Annotated in this window: 11 protein-coding genes and 1 pseudogene; 3 read left to right on the top strand and 9 right to left on the bottom strand. The window is 74.2% G+C overall.

Going from position 1 to position 18,131, the window contains the following annotated elements:
• Positions 1-4 precede the first annotated feature (4 nt).
• The 7 genes and pseudogenes from fxsT to ACQPW6_RS27650 all read right to left on the bottom strand — a co-directional run bounded on the left by fxsT (position 5) and on the right by ACQPW6_RS27650 (position 13,089).
• Positions 5-3,013 carry an FxSxx-COOH system tetratricopeptide repeat protein gene (gene fxsT, locus ACQPW6_RS27680; RefSeq protein WP_433892395.1) on the bottom strand — a complete coding sequence of 1,003 codons (3,009 nt, stop codon included), beginning with the start codon at positions 3,011-3,013 and terminating at the stop codon, positions 5-7.
• Positions 3,014-3,140: 127 nt separating this feature from the next.
• The gene (locus ACQPW6_RS27675; RefSeq protein WP_433892394.1) at positions 3,141-4,553 is read right to left on the bottom strand and encodes an aKG-HExxH-type peptide beta-hydroxylase; all 1,413 of its coding nucleotides are present in this window, start codon (positions 4,551-4,553) and stop codon (positions 3,141-3,143) included.
• 320 nt (positions 4,554-4,873) lie between these two features.
• Positions 4,874-5,920 (bottom strand): annotated as a pseudogene (locus tag ACQPW6_RS27670) (FxsB family cyclophane-forming radical SAM/SPASM peptide maturase); the annotation flags it as partial.
• 494 nt (positions 5,921-6,414) lie between these two features.
• A complete protein-coding gene (fxsA, locus tag ACQPW6_RS27665; RefSeq protein ID WP_433892393.1) occupies positions 6,415-6,609 on the bottom strand; it encodes an FxSxx-COOH cyclophane-containing RiPP peptide in 195 nt (64 codons plus the stop codon).
• Positions 6,610-6,634: 25 nt separating this feature from the next.
• Positions 6,635-10,033 (bottom strand): SAV_2336 N-terminal domain-related protein, encoded by a 3,399-nt coding sequence (locus tag ACQPW6_RS27660; protein WP_433892392.1) that lies wholly within the window; start codon positions 10,031-10,033, stop codon positions 6,635-6,637.
• Positions 10,034-10,040: 7 nt separating this feature from the next.
• Entirely contained in the window at positions 10,041-11,063 is a 1,023-nt protein-coding gene (locus tag ACQPW6_RS27655; RefSeq protein ID WP_433892391.1) for an AAA family ATPase, read from the bottom strand.
• Positions 11,064-11,085: 22 nt separating this feature from the next.
• On the bottom strand, positions 11,086-13,089 hold the full coding sequence (locus tag ACQPW6_RS27650; RefSeq protein WP_433892390.1) for a trypsin-like peptidase domain-containing protein: 2,004 nt from the start codon (positions 13,087-13,089) through the stop codon (positions 11,086-11,088).
• Between the two features lie 199 nt (positions 13,090-13,288).
• On the opposite strand from ACQPW6_RS27650, the gene ACQPW6_RS27645 reads away from it, so the two are divergent.
• The 3 genes from ACQPW6_RS27645 (at position 13,289) to ACQPW6_RS27635 (ending at position 15,478) form a co-directional block, all read left to right on the top strand.
• Complete coding sequence (locus tag ACQPW6_RS27645) at positions 13,289-13,471, top strand: DUF6104 family protein (protein ID WP_433892389.1); 183 nt, start codon at positions 13,289-13,291, stop codon at positions 13,469-13,471.
• Between the two features lie 95 nt (positions 13,472-13,566).
• A complete protein-coding gene (locus tag ACQPW6_RS27640) occupies positions 13,567-14,433 on the top strand; it encodes a DUF4097 family beta strand repeat-containing protein (protein WP_433892388.1) in 867 nt (288 codons plus the stop codon).
• A 1-nt stretch (position 14,434) separates the two neighbouring features.
• Entirely contained in the window at positions 14,435-15,478 is a 1,044-nt protein-coding gene (locus ACQPW6_RS27635) for a helix-turn-helix transcriptional regulator (RefSeq protein WP_433892387.1), read from the top strand.
• A 15-nt stretch (positions 15,479-15,493) separates the two neighbouring features.
• On the opposite strand, the gene ACQPW6_RS27630 is transcribed toward ACQPW6_RS27635, so the two are convergent.
• On the bottom strand, positions 15,494-16,456 hold the full coding sequence (locus ACQPW6_RS27630) for a zinc-binding dehydrogenase (RefSeq protein ID WP_433892386.1): 963 nt from the start codon (positions 16,454-16,456) through the stop codon (positions 15,494-15,496).
• Between the two features lie 147 nt (positions 16,457-16,603).
• A complete protein-coding gene (locus ACQPW6_RS27625; protein WP_433892385.1) occupies positions 16,604-17,860 on the bottom strand; it encodes an NAD(P)-dependent malic enzyme in 1,257 nt (418 codons plus the stop codon).
• Positions 17,861-18,131 lie beyond the last annotated feature (271 nt).

Below are 18,131 nucleotides of genomic sequence, written 5' to 3'. Positions count from 1 at the left end.
CTGATCAGGTGCTGAACGGCTCGAAGTCCCAGTACGGCCGGGTGCGGGCGCGTGCGGAGACGGTGTGCGTGTGCTGCGCGCCCAGGGTGCTCGACAGCGCCTCCAGGGCCTCTTCCTCGATCTTGTCGGCCTCCTGCCGCTTGCGCAGGTTGCGCAGGTCGGCGGCCAGCGCGATCCGGCAGGACAGCGTCAGCGGGTGCCTCTTGCCGAGCTGGGCGGACGCGGTGTCACCGGTCCTGCGGCTGAGTTCGGCCGCGCTCTCCGGGTCGCCCGCCAGGTTGCGGGCACCGGCCGCGTTCAGCGCGCAGCCCAGGGTCCAGGGGTGCTCCGGGCCGACCGCGCGGGTCATCGCGACCAGCGCGTCCTCGATCTCGATCATCGACTGCTGGCGCTCGCCGGCCGCGGCCAGCACCAGGCCGTGGTTGGCCAGGGTGCCGACCGTGTAGGGGTGGGTCTCGCCGAGCTGGGCGCGGTAGCCGCGCAGCGCCGTCTCGTTGAGGTGCCGGGCCCGTTCCAGGTCGCCGTGCTCCCGCTCGAACCCGGCCAGCGTGACCGAGACCCGGACGGTCTGCGGGTCGCTCTCGCCGAGCACCCGCTCCGACCGCTCCAGCAGCCGGGCCAGCAGGTCGCCGGCCCGCGGCCGGTCGCCGCTGCGGTAGTAGCACAGCGCCAGGTTGTGGTCGGCCCGCAGGGTCTGCGGGTTGTCGGCGCCGAGCACCGAGCGGTGCACCTCGCTGTTGCGCTCCTGGACGGAGGTGGCCTGCTCGTAGCGGCCGAGCAGCCGCAGGTCGTGCGCGAAGGAGTTCTCCGACGACAGCGTCCAGTTGTGCCGGTCGCGCAGCAGGTTGCGGCGGGCCTCCATGGTGTCCTGGTCGAGTTGCAGCGCGTCGGAGTACCGGCCGAGCAGCCGGTAGGTGACGGCGATGTTGTTCTGCGCGGCCAGGGTGCGGGAGTCCTGGTCGCCGAGCAGGGTCGCGTAGCCGGTGCGCACCTCGGAGGCCAGTCGCAGCCCCTCCTCGTACTTGCCGAGGCTGCGCAGGTCGACGGCGAGGTTGGCGGCGGCCCGCAGCGTCAGCAGGTCGAGCGGGCCGCGGTCCTCGCGCAGCTGCTCCCAGGACTCGCGGTCGCTGACCTCGGTGGCGGAGTAGTCGCCGACGGCGCGCAGCAGGTTGGCGCGGTGGTGGGCGAGGTCCCACAGCCGGGTGTGGCCGGCTTCGAGCAGCGTCGGCCAGGTCCCGGCGGCGCGCTCGGCGATCCGCAGGCCGGTGCTGTACTCGCCGGAGAGGTAGAGGTAGCGCAGGCTGTTGAGCACCGTGTTCTGGATCTCGGGGTTGGTGCTCTCCAGGGCGCCGGACGGCTCCAGGTGCGGCACGATCTCGGCGTAGCGCGGCCACAGCCGGGTGTCGGTGGGCCGGCCGGGGTCGGCGGCGGCCAGGATCCTGCGGACCACCCGGGAGTAGAGGTTCTCCTCCTCCTCGGAGAGGTCGGCGCGCACCGCCTGGTAGACCAGCCGGTGCATCTGGACCACCTCAGTGGTGCCGACGCTCTCCTCGGACGTGGTCTCCTGCGGGTCGGACTGGATCACCGACCACTGGCTGAGCTTGCTGATCGCGGCCGTCCACAACAGCGGGTCGTCCATCAGTGCGGACAGCTGCTCGGGCACATCGCGGATCGGCAGGTCGCGCAGCATACGGACCGGGATCGGGCCGGGCGCGAAGAAGACGCACAGCCGCAGCAGGTCGACCGCTTCCGGCTTGTCCTCGCGCAGCCGGTTCAGCAGTATCGAGAAGGCGGTGTAGTACGTCATCTGGAAGTCGGCGGCGACCTTGAGCTTCGGCTCCACCTCGGCGCCGTGCCGCAGCAGTTCCAGGTACTCGTCGATCGGCATGGTGGAGTCGTTGAGCGCGCCGGCGTTCTGGTCAAGGGCGAGCGCGAGGTCGCCGAGGGCCTCGGCCAGCCGGTTCGCGTCCGCGTCGTCGAGGCGGGGCGCGCGGCGGCGGACGAAGGCGACGGACTCGTCGCGGTCGTAGACCGGCACCTCGATCAGTGCGCTGTTGTGCTCGGCCCACTCGCGGTTCTGCGAGGTGATCAGGACGTGGCCCGGGCCGGTCGGCACCAGGTCGTGGACATCCTCGGGCTGGTCGGCTCCGTCGAGCACCAGCAGCCAGCGGAAGTAGGGTTCGCCGCGCCGCAGCGCGTCCCTTACCGCGCGCAGCCGCTCGCCGTACTCACGGCCGGTGACCAGGCCGAGGGCGGGGGCCAGGCCGGCCAGCTTCTCGCGCAGGGTGCCGCGTTCACTGGCCCGCACCCACCACACCACGTCGTACTCGGGGCCGAACCGGTAGACGTACTCGGTGGCGATGTGCGTCTTGCCGACGCCCGACAAGCCCAGCAGGGTGGCGACGCCGGCGCCCAGTTCGGCCTGGCTGAGTTCCTGGTGCAGGTCGCCGAGCAGTTCCTCGCGGCCGGTGAAGCGGGTGTTGCGGCGCGGCACGCCGCCCCACACGGCGGGCTGCTCCAGCGGGAAGCGCGGGGCTCCCGAGCCGCCCTGGGTGTCGGCGGCCGAGCCGCGCGAGGGGGTGATGCCGAGCCGGGCCAGGATGCGGCGCTCGGCCTCGGCGGCGCCCAGGCCCCACAGGTCGGCGGCGCCGAGCGCGGCCACCGCGCCGGGCAGCGCGGCGGGGGTGACGGAGACGGCGGCGAAGCGGTCGCTGTTGGCCGGCACGGTCTCCCGCAGGGCCTCGTTCCACTCCTCCTGTGACCGGTTGCCGAGCCGGAAGTACCACTCGCTGAGCACGATCAGCACCCGGCCCTCGGAGAGCAGCAGATCGTCAAGACCCTGCTGGACGGTGCCACCGGGGGTCACGTCCCAGCGCTGGAGGACCACCCGCAGGCCGTGTCTTTCCAGCCGGCTGGCGATCCACGAGGCCCAGGCCCGGTTGTAGCCCGCGAAGCTGATGGTCACGGGTCCCCGCGCCGCTGTCGCCGGCGTGGTGTTCCGCCCTCCGGTCATTCGACCGTCTCCCTCGTTTTGCGCGCGTAGTGTCCTGACGGATCAACAGGCTGACCGGTCCAGAAACTACACTGATTGCTCCCTCGCTGACGGACGGTCACTCCGTTTCCTGTGGATAACCGCCCGTTCATGTGCGCTGCCGCCGCCAGATGGCACGGGACGTCTGGACGTATGCCTCCGCACGGGCTAGGTGGCCGTCCGGCGGTGTGTGCTCCTTGAGCCGAGTGTGATGGGCCGCCATGGCGTTGACCAGAGTGCGGCCGGGTGCGGTGAGCCTGCTGCAGCCGAGCATCTGCGGAAGGGCGTGCTCCACCTGCTGCCGGCAGCGGCAGTGGTCGGCCCACGCGGTGTCCCTGCGGGCCGCGGGCAGGTTCGCGGTCAGCGCCACACCGAGGTGGAAGTCGGCCAGCGCCAGGTGCGCGTAAGCGCCCTGGAAGAGGCCGTCGAAGGGCCGCGGGTCGGGCCGCCAGGGTGCCCAGTAGTTCGGCGCGTCGTCGGCGGTGTGCAGCACCGTCAGCTCCGACAGCGCGAGCAGCTTGGTGTGCTGGAGTTCGTGGACGAGGGTGGCGGCCAGTTCGAGGCCGCTGCGCGGGGTGCTGCTGAGCAGCGCGCCGAACGCCTCGCCGCGGGTGGCGCTGCACTGCGCGGTGGGCGACCCGGCCAGCGGCACGAAGCAGTCGAGCAGCAGTCCGACCTCCAGCGCGCGGTTGCCGTCGGCGCGCCGCAGCCAGGGCTGGGCGTCCCGCCAGGCGTCGCTCCAGCGGGCGTGCTCGGCCGCGTCCAGGGTGGCCGCGGCGGTCAGGCCGTACGGGTTGCTGCGGCGGTCGTCGTCGCGGTACGGGTCGGCGTCGTCGATCAGCACCGGCCGGCCGTCGTCGGTCCACAGGGCGCGCAGCGGGCGCCAGCCCGGGGCGGCGGACCGCCACACCCCGTCGGGGCCGCGGCGGACCTCGACGGGCCCCTGGCCGGCGACGGCGGGGTGGCCGCGGCCGTGGTCGCGGGGCAGGTCGGCGGCCGGGCCGCGGACGTGCAGCCGGATCCGGCCGCCGTCGCCCTCGACCAGCACCGGCCGGCCGTTCGGCGCCGGGTGGCAGCCGAGGGTGGGCAGCGTCAGCATGCCTTCGTGCACCGGGACTTGGGCGCTGAACCGAAGGCCGGCCCTGGTCGCGGCGGCGGCGGCGACGGCCGCCAGGTGCGGCAGCCGGGCGCCCGCGGTGCCCGCGAGCTCAGGGACGGTCAGCGCGCGCAGGCTGCGTTCCGCCCAGGCGCCGGTCTGCGGGTAGTTGACCACCCGGCGAGCGGCGGCGGGGTCGGCCCGGTCGGCGGCCTCCAGCAGCCGCCAGTCGCGCAGCACCCGTTCGGCGGACCCCTCGGGAAGGGCGCCGGCCGGCGCGCCCGTCACGGCTTCGAGCAGCGCGCGCAGCGTCAGCAGCCGCCGCTTGCGCTGCTGCGCGACCAGCAGTTCGAGGGCCTGCCGTCCGCCGCCGGTCCTGCCCAGCTCGCCCAGCATCGCGCCCGTCACTCCTGTCGTCTCCGTCACCGGACCGTCCCCTGCCCGGCGGCCTCGGCCAGCCGCCGCCCGACGTGCCGGATGAGGAGCGCGAGGTCGGCGCAGTAGACGGACGGATTGCCGAACCCGGCCGCGGCGGGCCGGACGCCCACGGCGGACCGGACGTCCACGGCGGTCCGGACGCCCGCGGCGGGCCGGACGTCGACAACGGGTCGCGCGCCCGCGTGCCTTGGTTGAGCGCCCTGGGCGCGGCTTCCCTGGGCGCGGCTTCCCTGCGCGCCCCTGGCCGGACGGACGTGGCCCCGGGCCGGCCGTACGGTGACGACCCCCGGCCCGCGCCCGGCCACCGCGGCCGGGGCCGGGTCACCCTCGGGCGCCCGGTACCGGTGCGCGTAGTGGCCGCCGCCGCAGACCGGGACCAGCGGGCAGGCCCGGCAGGTGGGGCCGAGCGCCGCGAGACCGGACTGCCGGGCGGCTATCGCGGGGTGGCGCAGCGCGTCGTCGAAGCTGTGCCGGAACACGTCGAGACCGGTGAACGCGGCGCCCTCGTAGGCGGACTTGAGCGAGTCGACCTGCTCGATGCTGCCGTCGGTCTCCACCACGACCGCGGTGAACGGTTGCAGGCCGAGCCGTTCGGTGGCCGCCGGCACGCCCAGCAATAACGCCACGCACTCCTCGAACAGCCTGATCCTGGTCCGCCGCCGGTCCGCGTCCCACCAGCGGTCGAACACCGTGGTCAGCCAACGGCCGTACGGCGCGGGGTCGTCGGCGGCCGCGGGCAGGCCGGGCGGCGGCGCCGTCCAGTTGCCGTGCGGCAGCAGCAGGTCGATGGCGGGCGGCGAGAACGCGAGCAGCGAGTCGTAGACCGCGACCGGGTCGTGCGCGAGGTCGACCACGCACAGCACCCCGGCGTAGACGCCGGGCCCGTGCTCGGCGAGCAGCCGCAGCCCGGCCGCCGCGGCGGTCCAGGAGGGCCGTCCCGCGTGGTCGACCCGCGCGGAGTTGTGGGCGGCGAGGCCGCCGTCGAGACTGACGCCGATCCGGATCCCGGCGTCCCGCAGGACGGCGATCCGGTCCCGGGTGAGCAGGGTCGCGTTCGTCTGCACGCTCGCGTGCACCGAGCAGCCGGCCGGCACCAGCCGGCGCACCTGCGCCACGTCGGCGGCCAGCCGGCCCGCGCCGGCGAGCAGCGGTTCGCCGCCGTGCAGCACCACCGACACGTCGGAGAGCCCGTGCGCCGCCGCGTGTTCGGCGATCCGCTGCGCGGTCCGCCGGATCACGTCCCGCTCCGGGGTGCGCGGCCGGCCGCGCCAGCCGTGGTCGGGGCCGGCGTAGAGATAGCAGTAAGTGCAGGCGAGGTTGCACCGGCTGTGCGTCTTGAGGATGAACTGCCGTATCGGTACGGGCTGTTCAGGCGCGGGACGCGCGGGGGCGAGAGGTTCCGGCGCGGGACGCGAGACTGCGAGAGGTTTCGGCGCGGGATGCGCGGAGGCGAGATGCTCCGGCGCGGGCCGTTCGGCCGCGAGAGGTTCCGGCGCGGGACGCGCGGCTGCCAGAGGTTCCGGCGCGGGCCGTTCGGCCGCCCGGTGTTCGGGCCTGGCATGGACGAGGCCGTCGGGCCGCGTACGCTCCGGCGATCGTCCGGGGACCGCCCGTACGGCCACCGCCGTGCCCGACTCGGGCCCGCCGCCGGTCGGTTGCTGCACCGCACCCCACCTCCCCCGTGTGCGTCCGGCCGCCCCGTCGGCCCCCGCAGTTGTTCCCGCCGCGCGGGCCGGCACAAACACCCGGGAGGGTAATTGGCTGCATCCGCCCCGGAGTCCGGCCAAAAGCGGGCCGGGTCCCGGGGCGCACTCCCGCTCGCGGCGGGCGGTCGGGCGGCGCACGCTCTTCACATCGAGTTGTCGAACCCCCAGAGCGCCCCCGCGCCGGGCGCGGCGATCCGCTCCCGCAGGTCGCTGACCAGTTCGGCCAGCACCGGATGCTCAGTGGTGCGCAGGGCCTCCAGGTCCATGCCCAGCAGATCGGGCACCGGCGCGGCGGCCGGGTCGTACCCCTCCGCAGCACCGTACGGTCGTTGCTCCATCCGAGCCTCCCAACTCGTCCCGAAATCAGTCCTCGCCGATCAGCGCGGCCAGCCGTTCCGCCGAGCGGTCGGCGTCGGCGCCGCCCCCGTCGGGCAGCCGCCGCCAATCGGCCAGCGCCGCCCGGTAGGCCTCCTTGGCCGCCCGCGGGCGGCTGGCCGACTCGTAGACGACTCCACGCCAATGATGCGCCAGTGCGGACAGCCGCACCATGGGGCCCGGTACCACCGCCTGCTCCGCGGCGGTCGCCGCGGCCTCGGCGGACCTGCGGTAGGCGTCGGCGGCCAGCTCAAGCCGTTCGCTGCGCCGCACCGCGAGATAGCCGAGCCGGTGCGACTCCCCCAACTCGTAGTAGATCCGCGCCACTTGGGCCGGGTCCTCGGCGGGGTGCACGGCCAGGCCCAGTACGTGCTCGGCCTCCCGCAGGTCCACCAGGTCCTGTTCGGCCCGGTAGCGCAGCACCAGCGCCCTGCCGAGCATCAACAGCCGCCCGGGCAGCCGTGGATCGCCCTCCGGGGTCTCCATCCGGCAGTCCCGCAGCACCAGCACGGCCCGGTTGACGAAGGGTTCGCCGCCGGGCAGCGCGGCCCGGCCGAGCAGCGCGGCGCCCCACTCGGCGACCAGGTCGCTGTACTCGGCCCGGTCACGCGCGGTGAGCCGGCACGCCTCCGCGAACCGCCCCGCGGCGGCCTCCAGTTCACCGGGCGGGCCGCCCTCGGTGTGCCGGGCGACCCTTATCCGGCCGGCCCGCACCAGGATGGCCGCGCGCAGCAGCCGGTCCCGGGTGGCGCTCATGGCCCGGTCGACCAGGCCCTGCGCCTCGGGCAGCCGGCCGCCGGCCAGCAGGTGCGCGTCCACCAGCGACAAGGTCGCGCCGATCACCGCCTCGGAGCCGGCCTGTTCGCGCTCCAGCGCGTCGATGCCGGCCACGAACGACTCGGCCGCCTGGTGCGCGTAGACCTGCTCGCGCTCCAACTCGCGGGCGGCGCCCGCGAGCCGCAGCAGCGCCCGGCCATGCGCCAGCGGCAGCGCGCTGGGGCGCGGATCGGCCGGCGGCCAGGAGTCGGAGAACGCCTCCAGCATGCCGACGGTCTCCTGGAGCAGCCCCGCGTCCCCGCTCAACTGCCACTGGTCCTCCAGCACTTGGACGCGCTCCAGGGTGGCGCCCAGCACCTCCTGCGGGTCGAGCCCGGGAGCGGCGCAGACAGCGGTGAACTCCCGGTCGGCGCGCCGCAAAAGCTCCAGCGCGCCCCGCTCGTCACCGGCCGCCGCCCGGTCCTCCGCCGCGGCCTGGAACACCCGGGCCCGCACCGCGCGGGCCGGCACCGAACCGGGGTGCGCGGCGGCGGTCTCGGCGGCCTCCTGCGCCTCGCGCAGCAGCGCGGCGCCGCCGCGTACCCGCCACAGCGTGATCAACTGCTGCGCCAGCTCGCTCCACAGCTCCGGGTCGGAGCCGCGTACCCGCTCCTCCGCGGCGGCGTCCCGCAGCAGCTTCACCGCGTCGAGCAGGTTCTGCACCATGCCCTCGTGGGTGAAGCGGGCCACCAGGTCGCGGGCCCTGCGGACCGCGGTGGAGGACCGCACCGCCGAGCCGCGGTCCTGGCCGCCGCTCTCCGGCAGCGGCATGAAGCGCTCCAGCACCCGGGCGGCGACCTCGGCGAACGGCTGCGGCGACTCGTCGCCGGCCGCCAGGTCCCGTTCCGCGCGGGCCGTCTCGCGGGCCGCCGAGGCCACCGCGGCGTCCGAGATCCGGTCGCTCGGACCCTCGGTGAGCTGGGTGATGGCCAGCGCGGGGAAGTTGGGGCCGCTCTTGCCGAACCGCTGCTCGACGTACTCCGAGCAGTGCTTGAGCACCAGCAGCGCCTCGTCCCGGCCGAGCGGGGTGAGCAGTTCGTCCCGCACCCCCTCGGCGAACTCGTACCAGCGGTGGTCGCCGGGGTCGTCGCCGGAGCTGCGGGTGAGCAGCCCGCTGAGCAGCACCTCGGCCAGCTCCGCCGGCCCGGAGTCGGGCAGCATGGTGCGCTGCACGAGCTGCATCACCGGCAGGAACAGCGGCGCAGCCGCGAGGTAGACGGCGAGTTGGGCCGCGGCCGGCGAGGCCGCCGAGCGGAACCGCCGCACCAGCGCGGCCGGCGGCGCCGAAGTGCGCCGCGCCGAGCCGGGGGTGGCCGGCTGGTCGGGCCGCACCCAGCCGACGGCGGCGGGCACCTCGCCCGCGCCGGTGCCGGCCAGCAGCTGCGCCCAGGCGCCCAACGCCTGCGCGGTGGGCGGCAGTACGGGGATCGGCAGCGCGTCGCCGACCGGCGCGGAGGCGTAGCCGCCGGCCCCGCCGGAGAAGCGCAGCGGCGAGGAGAGCACCAGGCCCTCGGCGCGGTGCAGCACGCCGTAGGACACCGGCAGCCGGGTACGGGCCCACAGCCGGGCCGGCAGCGGCTGGAGCACCGCCACCGGGCCGTACCTGGCCAGCCGGTACAGCAGCCGGTGCGCCTGGCCCGACCGCCACAGCGGCCCCGCGCAGTCGCTGACCAGCAGCGTGACCCGGCGTCCCGTGGGGTCGCTGAGCTGGTCCGCGGAGCGCAGCCCGGCCGGCTCCGGGTCGAACCGGCCGCTGACCGCGGGCTCGCCGTCCGGGGTGGCGTGCAGATAGCGGACCTGCACCTCGTGGAAGGCGCCGAGCCGTTCGAAGACACCGCCGAGTTCGCGCAGCATCCGCTCCCACACGTACATCGACGAGGAGGCGTCCATCAGCAGCTGCATGGCCGCGTCGCCCCGGGACACCGGCTCGAAGACCGGCAGCAGCAACCCGCCCGCCCGCGCGGTGTGTTCGGCGGTGGCGCTCTCGTTCAGCACCTCACGCAGCGGCCGGGCGGCGCTGCGATAGCGCTGCAACGGCCGCAGAGCGGCCTGGAGTTCGAGCAGCCGGGGCAGCACCGAGGCCTCCGGCACGGCCACCGTGAGGCCGCCCGATCCCCCCGGCGTGGCGGCGGCCCGGTTGCGGCCGGGCTCCGCAACCCCCGGGTAGAGGGCGACGGTGCCGCCGTCGGCGGGCGGCGGGCCGGTCAGCCGGACGCCCTTGCCGTCGGTGTCGCCGATCATGGGCGGCGGCCGGTCGGAGCCGTGCAGGCCCGTCCAGCGGTCGTCGTGGTGCCGGCCGGCGCCGTCGGACTCGCTCTCCTCGGCGGTGGGCCTGGACCAGCGGGCCAGCCAGAGGGCGTCGGCCAGTTCGGTGGCGGCGGGTTCGAGCCCGGCCCGGCTCAGCGCGCCGACGACCTGCGCCAGCGGGTCGGCCGAGTCGGAATCAGCAGCGGTATCGGAGGTGCCGGAGGCGTCGGAAGTGCCGGAGGCGTCGGAGGTACCCGGAACAGAGTCGGAAGCGGGGGCGGCAGGGAGGTCGGGCGCTGGATCGTCGTGTGGCTCGGCTGCCATGACCGCGTCACCTGGGCCGGTCGAGCCGTTGGATGAGCATGTCGGCCAGCCGGGAGCGGGTGGGCGGCGCGGCATGGTGGGTGAGGTAGATCGCGTTCAACAACTGGTCGGTGGCGAGCAGTTCACCGCGCGACCGCTCCAGGAACCGCTTGACCAGGTCGTCGCCGACGGTCGCGGCCTCGTCGCCCAGGTGCGCGCGGACCACCGTGGACAGCCGCTTGTGGTCGGGGCGGCCCAGCTCCAGGTGGATGCAGCGGCGCAGCAGCGGCGGCGGGAAGTCCCGTTCCCCGTTGCTGGTGAGGACCACGAACGGGAACGCCCGGCAGCGGATCCGGCCCTCCCGCACGGTGACCTTGGCGCCGTCGTCGGTCAGCACGTCGACCTGCGGCTCGCGCTCGGCGAGCCGCTCCAGCTCCGGTATCGCGAACTCGCCCTCCTCCATCACGTTCAGCAGGTCGTTGGGCAGGTCGATGTCGCTCTTGTCCAGCTCGTCGATCAGCAGCACCCGCGGCTGCGCGGTGGGCAGCAGCGCCGTGCCCAGCGGCCCCAGCCGGATGTAGCTGCCGATGCCGCCGGGCGGCACGGTGCCGGAGTTCGCCGCGATCTGGGTGTCCTGCAACCTGCCGATCGCGTCGTAGCGGTACAGCCCGTCCTGGAGCGCGCTGCGGCTGACGATGGGCCAGTGCAGCACCCGGCCGAGGCCGAGCTCGTACGCCACGGCGTGCGCCAGCGTGCTCTTGCCGGTGCCGGGGCTGCCGGTGACGAGCAGCGGACGGCGGAGGTAGAGCGCGGCGTTGACCATCTCCAGCTCTTCCGGACTCGGCCGGTGCATCTCGGCCATGTGCCGGTACGCCCCGAGCCTGCGGGCCGAGGAGCTGTCCTGCCCCGGCCCCCGCTGAACCAGCGGAGACCCGTCGAAGTCCCGCCATGGCGGCGGTTCCGGCAGCGTGTCGATGCCGGTGTGCGGTTCACCGGTGCCGCGGTAGATGAGCCATTCGCCTGCGGGGGTGGCCTCGGTCAAGTCACTCACCTCGATGCCTCTTCGTCCCTAGTCAAGGAGTCTCCAGCAGCTCGTCGGATCCCGGTAGGGGTCTGGTCGGGTCGTCGTACAGCAGGGTCAAACCGATGGACCAGTAGGCCTCTGGGACGCCGTCGGCCACGGCGGCCCGCAGGGCGGTCAGGGCGGCCGGGAGGCGGCCGGCGGAGCGGGCGTCGCGGACGGTGCGGTGGACTCCGCGGTGGAAGTCGGCGCACACCGCCTCGGATTCGACGGGTTCGCGGCGCCAGAGCGCGACGCAGTAGCCGCTGCCGGCGATGCGGTGCAGTGCCTCGGGGGCGGCTCCGGCGCTCCGGCACAGCACCGGGAGGGTGTCGCGCGGCCGGGCGCGCAGCTCGTCCTCCCCGGGGAGGGCGGTCTCGGTGCCGTCGTCGCAGTCGAGGATCTCCGGGCGGGGCGGCTGCTGGTGCAGGGCGAGCCAGCGGCCGAGCCGCTCCTCGGCCCAGGCCGGGTCGCGGTCCTGCTCGCCGGTCGGGTCGGTGCGCCGGACCACCACCGGGCGCTCGGTGCCCAGTTGGGCGCCGCCGGTGCCGAGCGGCCAGGTGTCGGCGGCGAAGGCCACCAGGGCGCCGGGCACGGCGAGTTGCAGCGCCGCCACATAGCCGGGGGCGTCGCAGCGGCGGAACGCCTCGGCGAGCGCGGGGCCGAGCGCGGCGGGCAGTCCGGCCAGCGCGGTGCCGCCGAACTCCTCCTGGACGCAGTCGACCTCGCCGCTCTCGGGCACCACGCAGACCCGCCAGTCGTAGCGCCCGGGCTCCCAGCCGCGCGGGATGATCTCGACCAGTGCCTCCTGCCGGGCCCGGTGCGCCGGGACCGCCTCGGGGACCCGGGCGCCGCGGGCCCGCAGCCTGACCCGGCGCTCGTCGACCAGGTTGTTGCGGAACAGCCGGGTCAGCCCGACCGCGTCGGCGGCCGCGTCCTGTGCCCAGACCCACAGCGCCTTCTCGTCGGTCTCGTCGGCGGGCCGGGTGCGGTCGGCGGTGGCGGCGTGCACGGCGTAGCGCAGCACCGCTTCGAGTTCGGCGCTGCCGCGCCGCAGGTCGTAGAGCAGCCCGAGGCCGTCCCGCCAGCCGCGGGGGGCGACCGGCAGGCCCTGCGCCGGGCTGCCGCGGACGGCTCCGATGATGTCCTGCAGGCTCTTCGCGGAGGCGGGTGGCGGGAGTCCGGCCAGCCGGCCGAGCAGGGTGGTGCGCTGCCCGGGGGTCAGCGCGCGGCCCACGGCGGCGCCGAGCTCGCTGTGCGCGTCGGTCCAGGTGCCGCCGCGGTCGTTCACCGAGCGGTAGCGGTCGGCGTGGTAGAGGTCGTGGGAGGTCATCACCCGGTGGTAGAGGTCCTTCGCCGGGTCCTGCGCGGCGGGCAGCTTGCGTAACTGCTGGATGCCCACGGCCAGTCCGCCGTCCTGCGCGGTGCGGCGCGACTTGAGCACGCCGATCACCTCGCCGCGTACCAGGTCCACCACCGGGCCGCCGGAGACGCCGTACGGCATCTCGTCCTCGTTGCCCAGTTTGAGTATTCCGCCGCCCGCGCTGCCGAGTTGGCCGCTGATCGTGCAGCGGCCGTTGTACGACATGACCTCGCCGTCCATCGGCACCCAGCCGAAGTAGGCGACCTGGTTGGTCGAGTAGCCCTTGGCGGTGCGCTCGGTGAGCCACACGCAGGGGTGGTCGATGATGTCGAGCAGCCGGATCAGTGCCAGGTCGGGGGCCGGCCAGCGGTCGATGCCGGGGTCGGCGGCGGGGTCGGACCACTCGACCACGCCGCTGAGCAGCTGGTCGCCGTAGCCGACGAGCACTGTGCGGGCCGCCCCTCCCACGCTCGCCTCCCGTTCCGCCGGCGCCACGTGCGCGCAGGTGAGCACCCAGTTGGGGGCGACGAAGAAGCCGCTGCCCAGGAAAGGGTTCCCTGATTCGGCGCCGTGAACGCGCACCGTGGCGGCGCTGACCAGGGGTACCAGAATCTCGGCCGGGTCCGGTGGCGGCTCCTGCGCGCCCCCTGACATCACCGTGCGCCCCCGGACCCCGGTACACCGGAAACCGTGCGCGCCTGCCTCCCCGCCGTCACCACGCCTCTCATGTCCCCCCGCCGACCTGCTCGTCCCCGAAGGCTAGCGCCCGCCTCGTGCGACGGGTGGGCGATCACCGACTCTGCCTATCCTTTTCCCGTCTCCATCGTCCCCCTACCTTCAGCCGGAGCAGATCTTGTACTTCACCGACCGCGGCATCGAGGAGCTGGCTGACCGGCGCGGCGAGGAGGAGGTCACCTTCGAGTGGCTCGCCGACCGGCTGCGCGAGTTCGTCGACCTCAATCCGGAGTTCGAGATTCCGGTGGAGCGGCTGGCCACCTGGCTGGCCCGGCTGGACGACGACGAGGAGGACGAGTAGGCGCGCGCCGCTTGACTTCCGGATTACGCGATATATCGTGTCTCTCAGAAGACGCGATATGTTGCGTCGCGACCACTTCCCTGGAGGGGGACACGATGAGCGGCACGTCGGAACGAACCGTGGCGGAACCCGAGAAGTTCGTGTTCGAGGAGCGGGTGGACGCCCTGAGCGTGCGGATCGTCAACGGCGCGGTCAACGTCGTGGGCATCGACGAGGGACCCGCCCGGGTCGAGGTGAGCGAGCTGGAGGGGCCGCCGCTGCGGATCCAGCTGTCCGGCGGCACTCTGGTCGTCGCGTACGACGACCTGCCCTGGAAGGGCCTGCTCAAGTGGTGGGACCGCAAGGGCCAGCACCGGCACGCGGTGGTCTCGCTCGCGGTGCCGCAGGGCACCCGGGTCGAGGTCGGCGTGGTCGGCGCGGGCGCGGTGGTCTCCGGGATCTCCGGCCCCACCAGCGTCCAGGGCGTCAACGGCGACACCACCCTGGTCGGCCTCAGCGGCCCGGTGCGGGCCAACACCGTCAGCGGCAACGTCGAGGCGCAGTCGGTCAGCGGCGAGCTGGAGGTGCAGAGCGTCTCCGGCGACCTCACCGTCGTCGAGGGCAGCGGCTCGCACGTCAGGGCCAACTCGGTGAGCGGCAACATGGTGCTCGACCTCGACCCCACCTCCGGCGCCGACGTCCGGCTCGGCACCGTCTCCGGCGAGATCGCCATCCGGATCCCCGAGCCGGGCGACGCCGACGTGGACGTCTCCACCACCAGCGGCGCCATCTCCTGCGCCTTCGACCAGCTGCGGACCAGCGGCCAGTGGGGATCGCGCAAGGTCACCGGCCGGCTCGGGGCCGGCCGCTCCCGGCTGCGCGCCAACACGCTGTCGGGCGCGGTCGCGCTGCTGCGCCGGCCGCCGCTCGACGACCTCAGGGACACATCCGACGGGGGCACCACACCGCGGAAGGACATCTGACATGGCTCCCGTCTTCGCTCACGGCCGGCTGCGGCTGTACCTGCTCAAACTGCTCGACGAGTCGCCGCGGCACGGCTACGAGGTGATCAGACTCCTCGAAGAGCGCTTCCAGCGGCTCTACGCGCCCTCGGCCGGCACGGTCTACCCGCGGCTGGCCAAGCTGGAGAAGGAGGGCCTGGTCAGCCACTCCACCGAGGGCGGCCGCAAGGTCTACGCCCTCACCGACGCAGGACGGGCCGAACTGGCCGACCGGGCCGACGAGATCGCCGGCCTGGAGGCCGAGATCCGCGAGTCGGTCTCGACGCTGGCCGCCGAGATCCGCGAGGACGTCCGCGGCGCGGCCGGCGACCTGCGCCGCGAGGTGCGCGCCGCCGCGCAGCAGGCCCGCAGCCCCGAGGGGGACGCGGCCGGCGGCATCAAGCAGGAGTGGCGGGAGCAGACCAGGCGCGCCAAGGAGGAGAGCCGCCGGGCCCGGCAGGAGGCGCGGGACGCGCAGCGGCAGGCGAAGGCGGCCAGGGCGGCCGCCAGGGACGCGATGGACAGCGCGCGTGACGAGGTCGAGCGGATCGCCCGGCAGGTGCAGGACCAGGTGCGCACCCACGCCACCGGCGGCGACTGGCAGGCCGGGCTGCGCGAGGGGCTGAACGAACTCACCCGCGAGCTGGGCCGGTTCGGCGCCGGCATGGAGCCGCCGAGCACGCCGTGGAGCGGGTCCGGGGCGCCGCCCTGGTCCGGCGGCGGGCCGACGCCGGGCTGGTACGCGGACGCGCACGGGGACTCGGCGAAGGACGCCGACGAGACGGACCGCGAGGACGAGGAAGCCGACGAGGTCGAGGACGACTCGCCGCCGTCCGCCGATCCGCCCCGCGACCTGGAGCGCCTGCTCGACCGCTTCCGCGACGACATCCGGGACACCGCGCGCGATCTGGGCGTGGACGACGCCCAGTTGCGGGTGGTGCGGCGCCATCTGACGGCCGCCGCCGCGCAGATCACGGCGGCGCTGCGCCGCCCCAAGGACGAGCCGGGCAAGCCCGACGGCGAGTAGCGGCCAAGGGAACGGCTACGGGGTCAGCACGATCTTGCCGAACACCTCGCCGCCGGCGAGGTGTTCGAAGCCCTCGCGGGCCCGTTCGAGCGGCAGCACCGAGTCGATGACCGGACGTACCCCGGTCACCGCGCAGAAACCGAGCAGATCCTCCAGCTCGTCCTTGGTCCCCATCGTGGAGCCGACGACCTTGAGTTCGAGGAAGAAGATCCGGTTCAGCTCGGTGGCCGCCGGGTCGGGCCCGCTGGTGGCGCCGGAGATCACCAACGTGCCGCCGGGCCGCAGCGACTTCACCGAGTGCGACCAGGTGGCGGCGCCCACGGTCTCGATCACCGCGTCCACCCGCTCGGGCAGCCGCGCCCCGGGCTCGTACACGCCGTGCGCGCCGAGTTCCAGCGCCCGCTGCCGCTTGCCCGCGTCCCGGCTGGTGGCGTGCACCCGCAGGCCGGCCGCCCTGGCCAGCACGATCGCGGCGGTGGCGACCCCGCCGCCGGCGCCCTGCACCAGCACGGAGTCGCCGGGCCTGACACCGGCGTTGGTGAACAGCATCCGGTACGCCGTCAGCCACGCGGTGGGCAAGCAGGCCGCCTCCTCGAAGGACAGCTCGGCCGGCTTGGGCAGCACGTTCCAGGTCGGCACGGCCACCTTCGCGGCGAACGTTCCCTGGTAGCGCTCGGTGAGGATCGACCGCCGCTCGGTGGGCCCGACGCCGTGCCCGGTCTGCCCGATCACCGAGTGCACCACGACCTCGTTGCCGTCCTGGTCCACCCCGGCGGCGTCGCACCCGAGGATCATCGGCAGGTTCTCCTCGGGCAGCCCGACCCCGCGAAGCGACCACAGATCGTGATGGTTGAGCGAGGCGGCCCTGACGTCCACGACGGTCCACCCCGCCCGCTCCACCGGCTCCGGCCGCTCCCCGGCTTCCAGCCCGGACAGCGGGTCGCGGGCATCGGTACGAGCTGCATATACGGCATACATGAGCCCGACCATACGAGACCTACTGTCCAGTAGGGAAGCGGCGGCCCGCCCGCCAACGGCGGAGCACCCCAGCGGGAAGCGGCGCACGGAAGCCCGAGTGGAAACGGGTGGGCGGGTGGGAAAAGCCCGCCGCAGGCGCAACGGACCTCAGCGGCGGGCAACCCCCTCGGCCCGCGCCGCAGCGGCGACCGCCGCGCTCACCGCGGGTGCGACCCGCCCGTCGAAGGGCGACGGGATGACCCGGTCAGCGCTCAGCTCGTCCGCGACGACAGCGGCGAGCGCCTCCGCAGCGGCAATCTTCATCCCCTCCGTGATCGCGGACGCCCGCACCTGAAGCGCGCCCGCGAAGATCCCCGGAAACGCCAGCACGTTGTTGATCTGGTTCGGGAAGTCGCTGCGCCCGGTGGCCACCACCGCCGCGTACCGGTGCGCGACCTCCGGGTGGATCTCCGGCGTCGGGTTCGCCATCGCGAAGATGAACGCCCCCTTCGCCATCGTGGCCACCGCCTCCTCACGGACCGTCCCGCCGGACACCCCGACGAAGACGTCCGCGCCGGCCAGCGCGTCCTCCAGCGACCCGGTCAGCCCCGCCTTGTTCGTATACGAGGCCAGCTCCCGCTTCACCGGGTTGAGGTCGTCCCGCCCGCCGTGCACGATCCCCTTGCGGTCGCTGACCGCGACATCGCCGATGCCCGCCTCGATCAGGATCTTGGCGATGGCGACCCCGGCCGCGCCGGCCCCGGAGATCACCGCCCGCAGCTCGCCGAGCGTCCGGCCGGTCAGCGTGCAGGAGTTGCGCAGCGCGGCCAGCGTGACGACGGCGGTGCCGTGCTGGTCGTCGTGGAAAACCGGGATGTCCAGCCGCTCCTGGAGCTTGCGTTCGATCTCGAAGCAGCGCGGCGCGGAGATGTCCTCCAGGTTGACGCCGCCGAACGACGGCGCGAGCCGGACCACGGTCTCCACGATCTCGTCCACACCGGTGCAGGCCAGCGCGATCGGCACGGCGTCGACCCCGCCGAACTGCTTGAACAGGATCGCCTTGCCCTCCATCACCGGCAGCGACGCCTCAGGCCCGATGTCGCCCAGGCCGAGGACCGCGGTGCCGTCGGTGACCACGGCGACGACCTGCGACTTCCAGGTGTAGTCGTGCACGAGTTCGGGGGTCTCCGCGATGGCCGTGCACACCTCGGCGACGCCGGGGGTGTAGGCCAGCGACAGGTCGTCGGCGTCGCGCACCGGCACCGTCGCCGTGACCTCCATCTTGCCGCCCCGGTGCAGGGCGAACACCGGGTCGATGGGGAACGCGGGCTCCGCACCGCCGTCCGTTCCGCCGCCGGCGGTCGAGCTGACGGAATTGTCCGTTCCGTGCTTTTCGATCCTCGCGTTGACGATCTCCGCTGCCACTTCTGTACCCCTTTGTGGAGTTTTGAGGGTGAGCGCTCTTCCCGGAACGGGAGGAGCGGACTGGGCTCGGCGTTCGCGTCATCAGGTACGAGTGAGCGGGATGACGGCGACGCCAGGTGCGCCGCACGCGCACCAATGGATCGATACAGCCCCATCGCGGTCCGGCCTTGGTGTACCGGCCCGATGGGTGCCAGGGGATCGCCCGTTATCCGATTTTGACACAACGGGCACCCTGGCTGGGGCTGTCCGGATGGCAAGATGCACAGATCAC

The organism is Streptomyces sp. CA-111067 (assembly GCF_050956065.1).
Classification (GTDB): domain Bacteria; phylum Actinomycetota; class Actinomycetes; order Streptomycetales; family Streptomycetaceae; genus Actinacidiphila.
Note: the sequence above shows the minus strand (reverse complement) of the source record. Positions and strands in the feature narration are given on the sequence as shown.

What these genes read in the sequence shown, in the direction of transcription:
- ACQPW6_RS27660 (WP_433892392.1), bottom strand. Translation starts at nt 10,033, where the DNA reads ATGGCAGCCGAGCCACACGACGATCCAGCGCCCGACCTCCCTGCCGCC.
- ACQPW6_RS27630 (WP_433892386.1), bottom strand. Translation starts at nt 16,456, where the DNA reads ATGTATGCCGTATATGCAGCTCGTACCGATGCCCGCGACCCGCTGTCC.
- ACQPW6_RS27650 (WP_433892390.1), bottom strand. Translation starts at nt 13,089, where the DNA reads ATGTCAGGGGGCGCGCAGGAGCCGCCACCGGACCCGGCCGAGATTCTG.
- fxsT (WP_433892395.1), bottom strand. Translation starts at nt 3,013, where the DNA reads ATGACCGGAGGGCGGAACACCACGCCGGCGACAGCGGCGCGGGGACCC.
- fxsA (WP_433892393.1), bottom strand. Translation starts at nt 6,609, where the DNA reads ATGGAGCAACGACCGTACGGTGCTGCGGAGGGGTACGACCCGGCCGCC.
- ACQPW6_RS27640 (WP_433892388.1), top strand. Translation starts at nt 13,567, where the DNA reads ATGAGCGGCACGTCGGAACGAACCGTGGCGGAACCCGAGAAGTTCGTG.
- ACQPW6_RS27635 (WP_433892387.1), top strand. Translation starts at nt 14,435, where the DNA reads ATGGCTCCCGTCTTCGCTCACGGCCGGCTGCGGCTGTACCTGCTCAAA.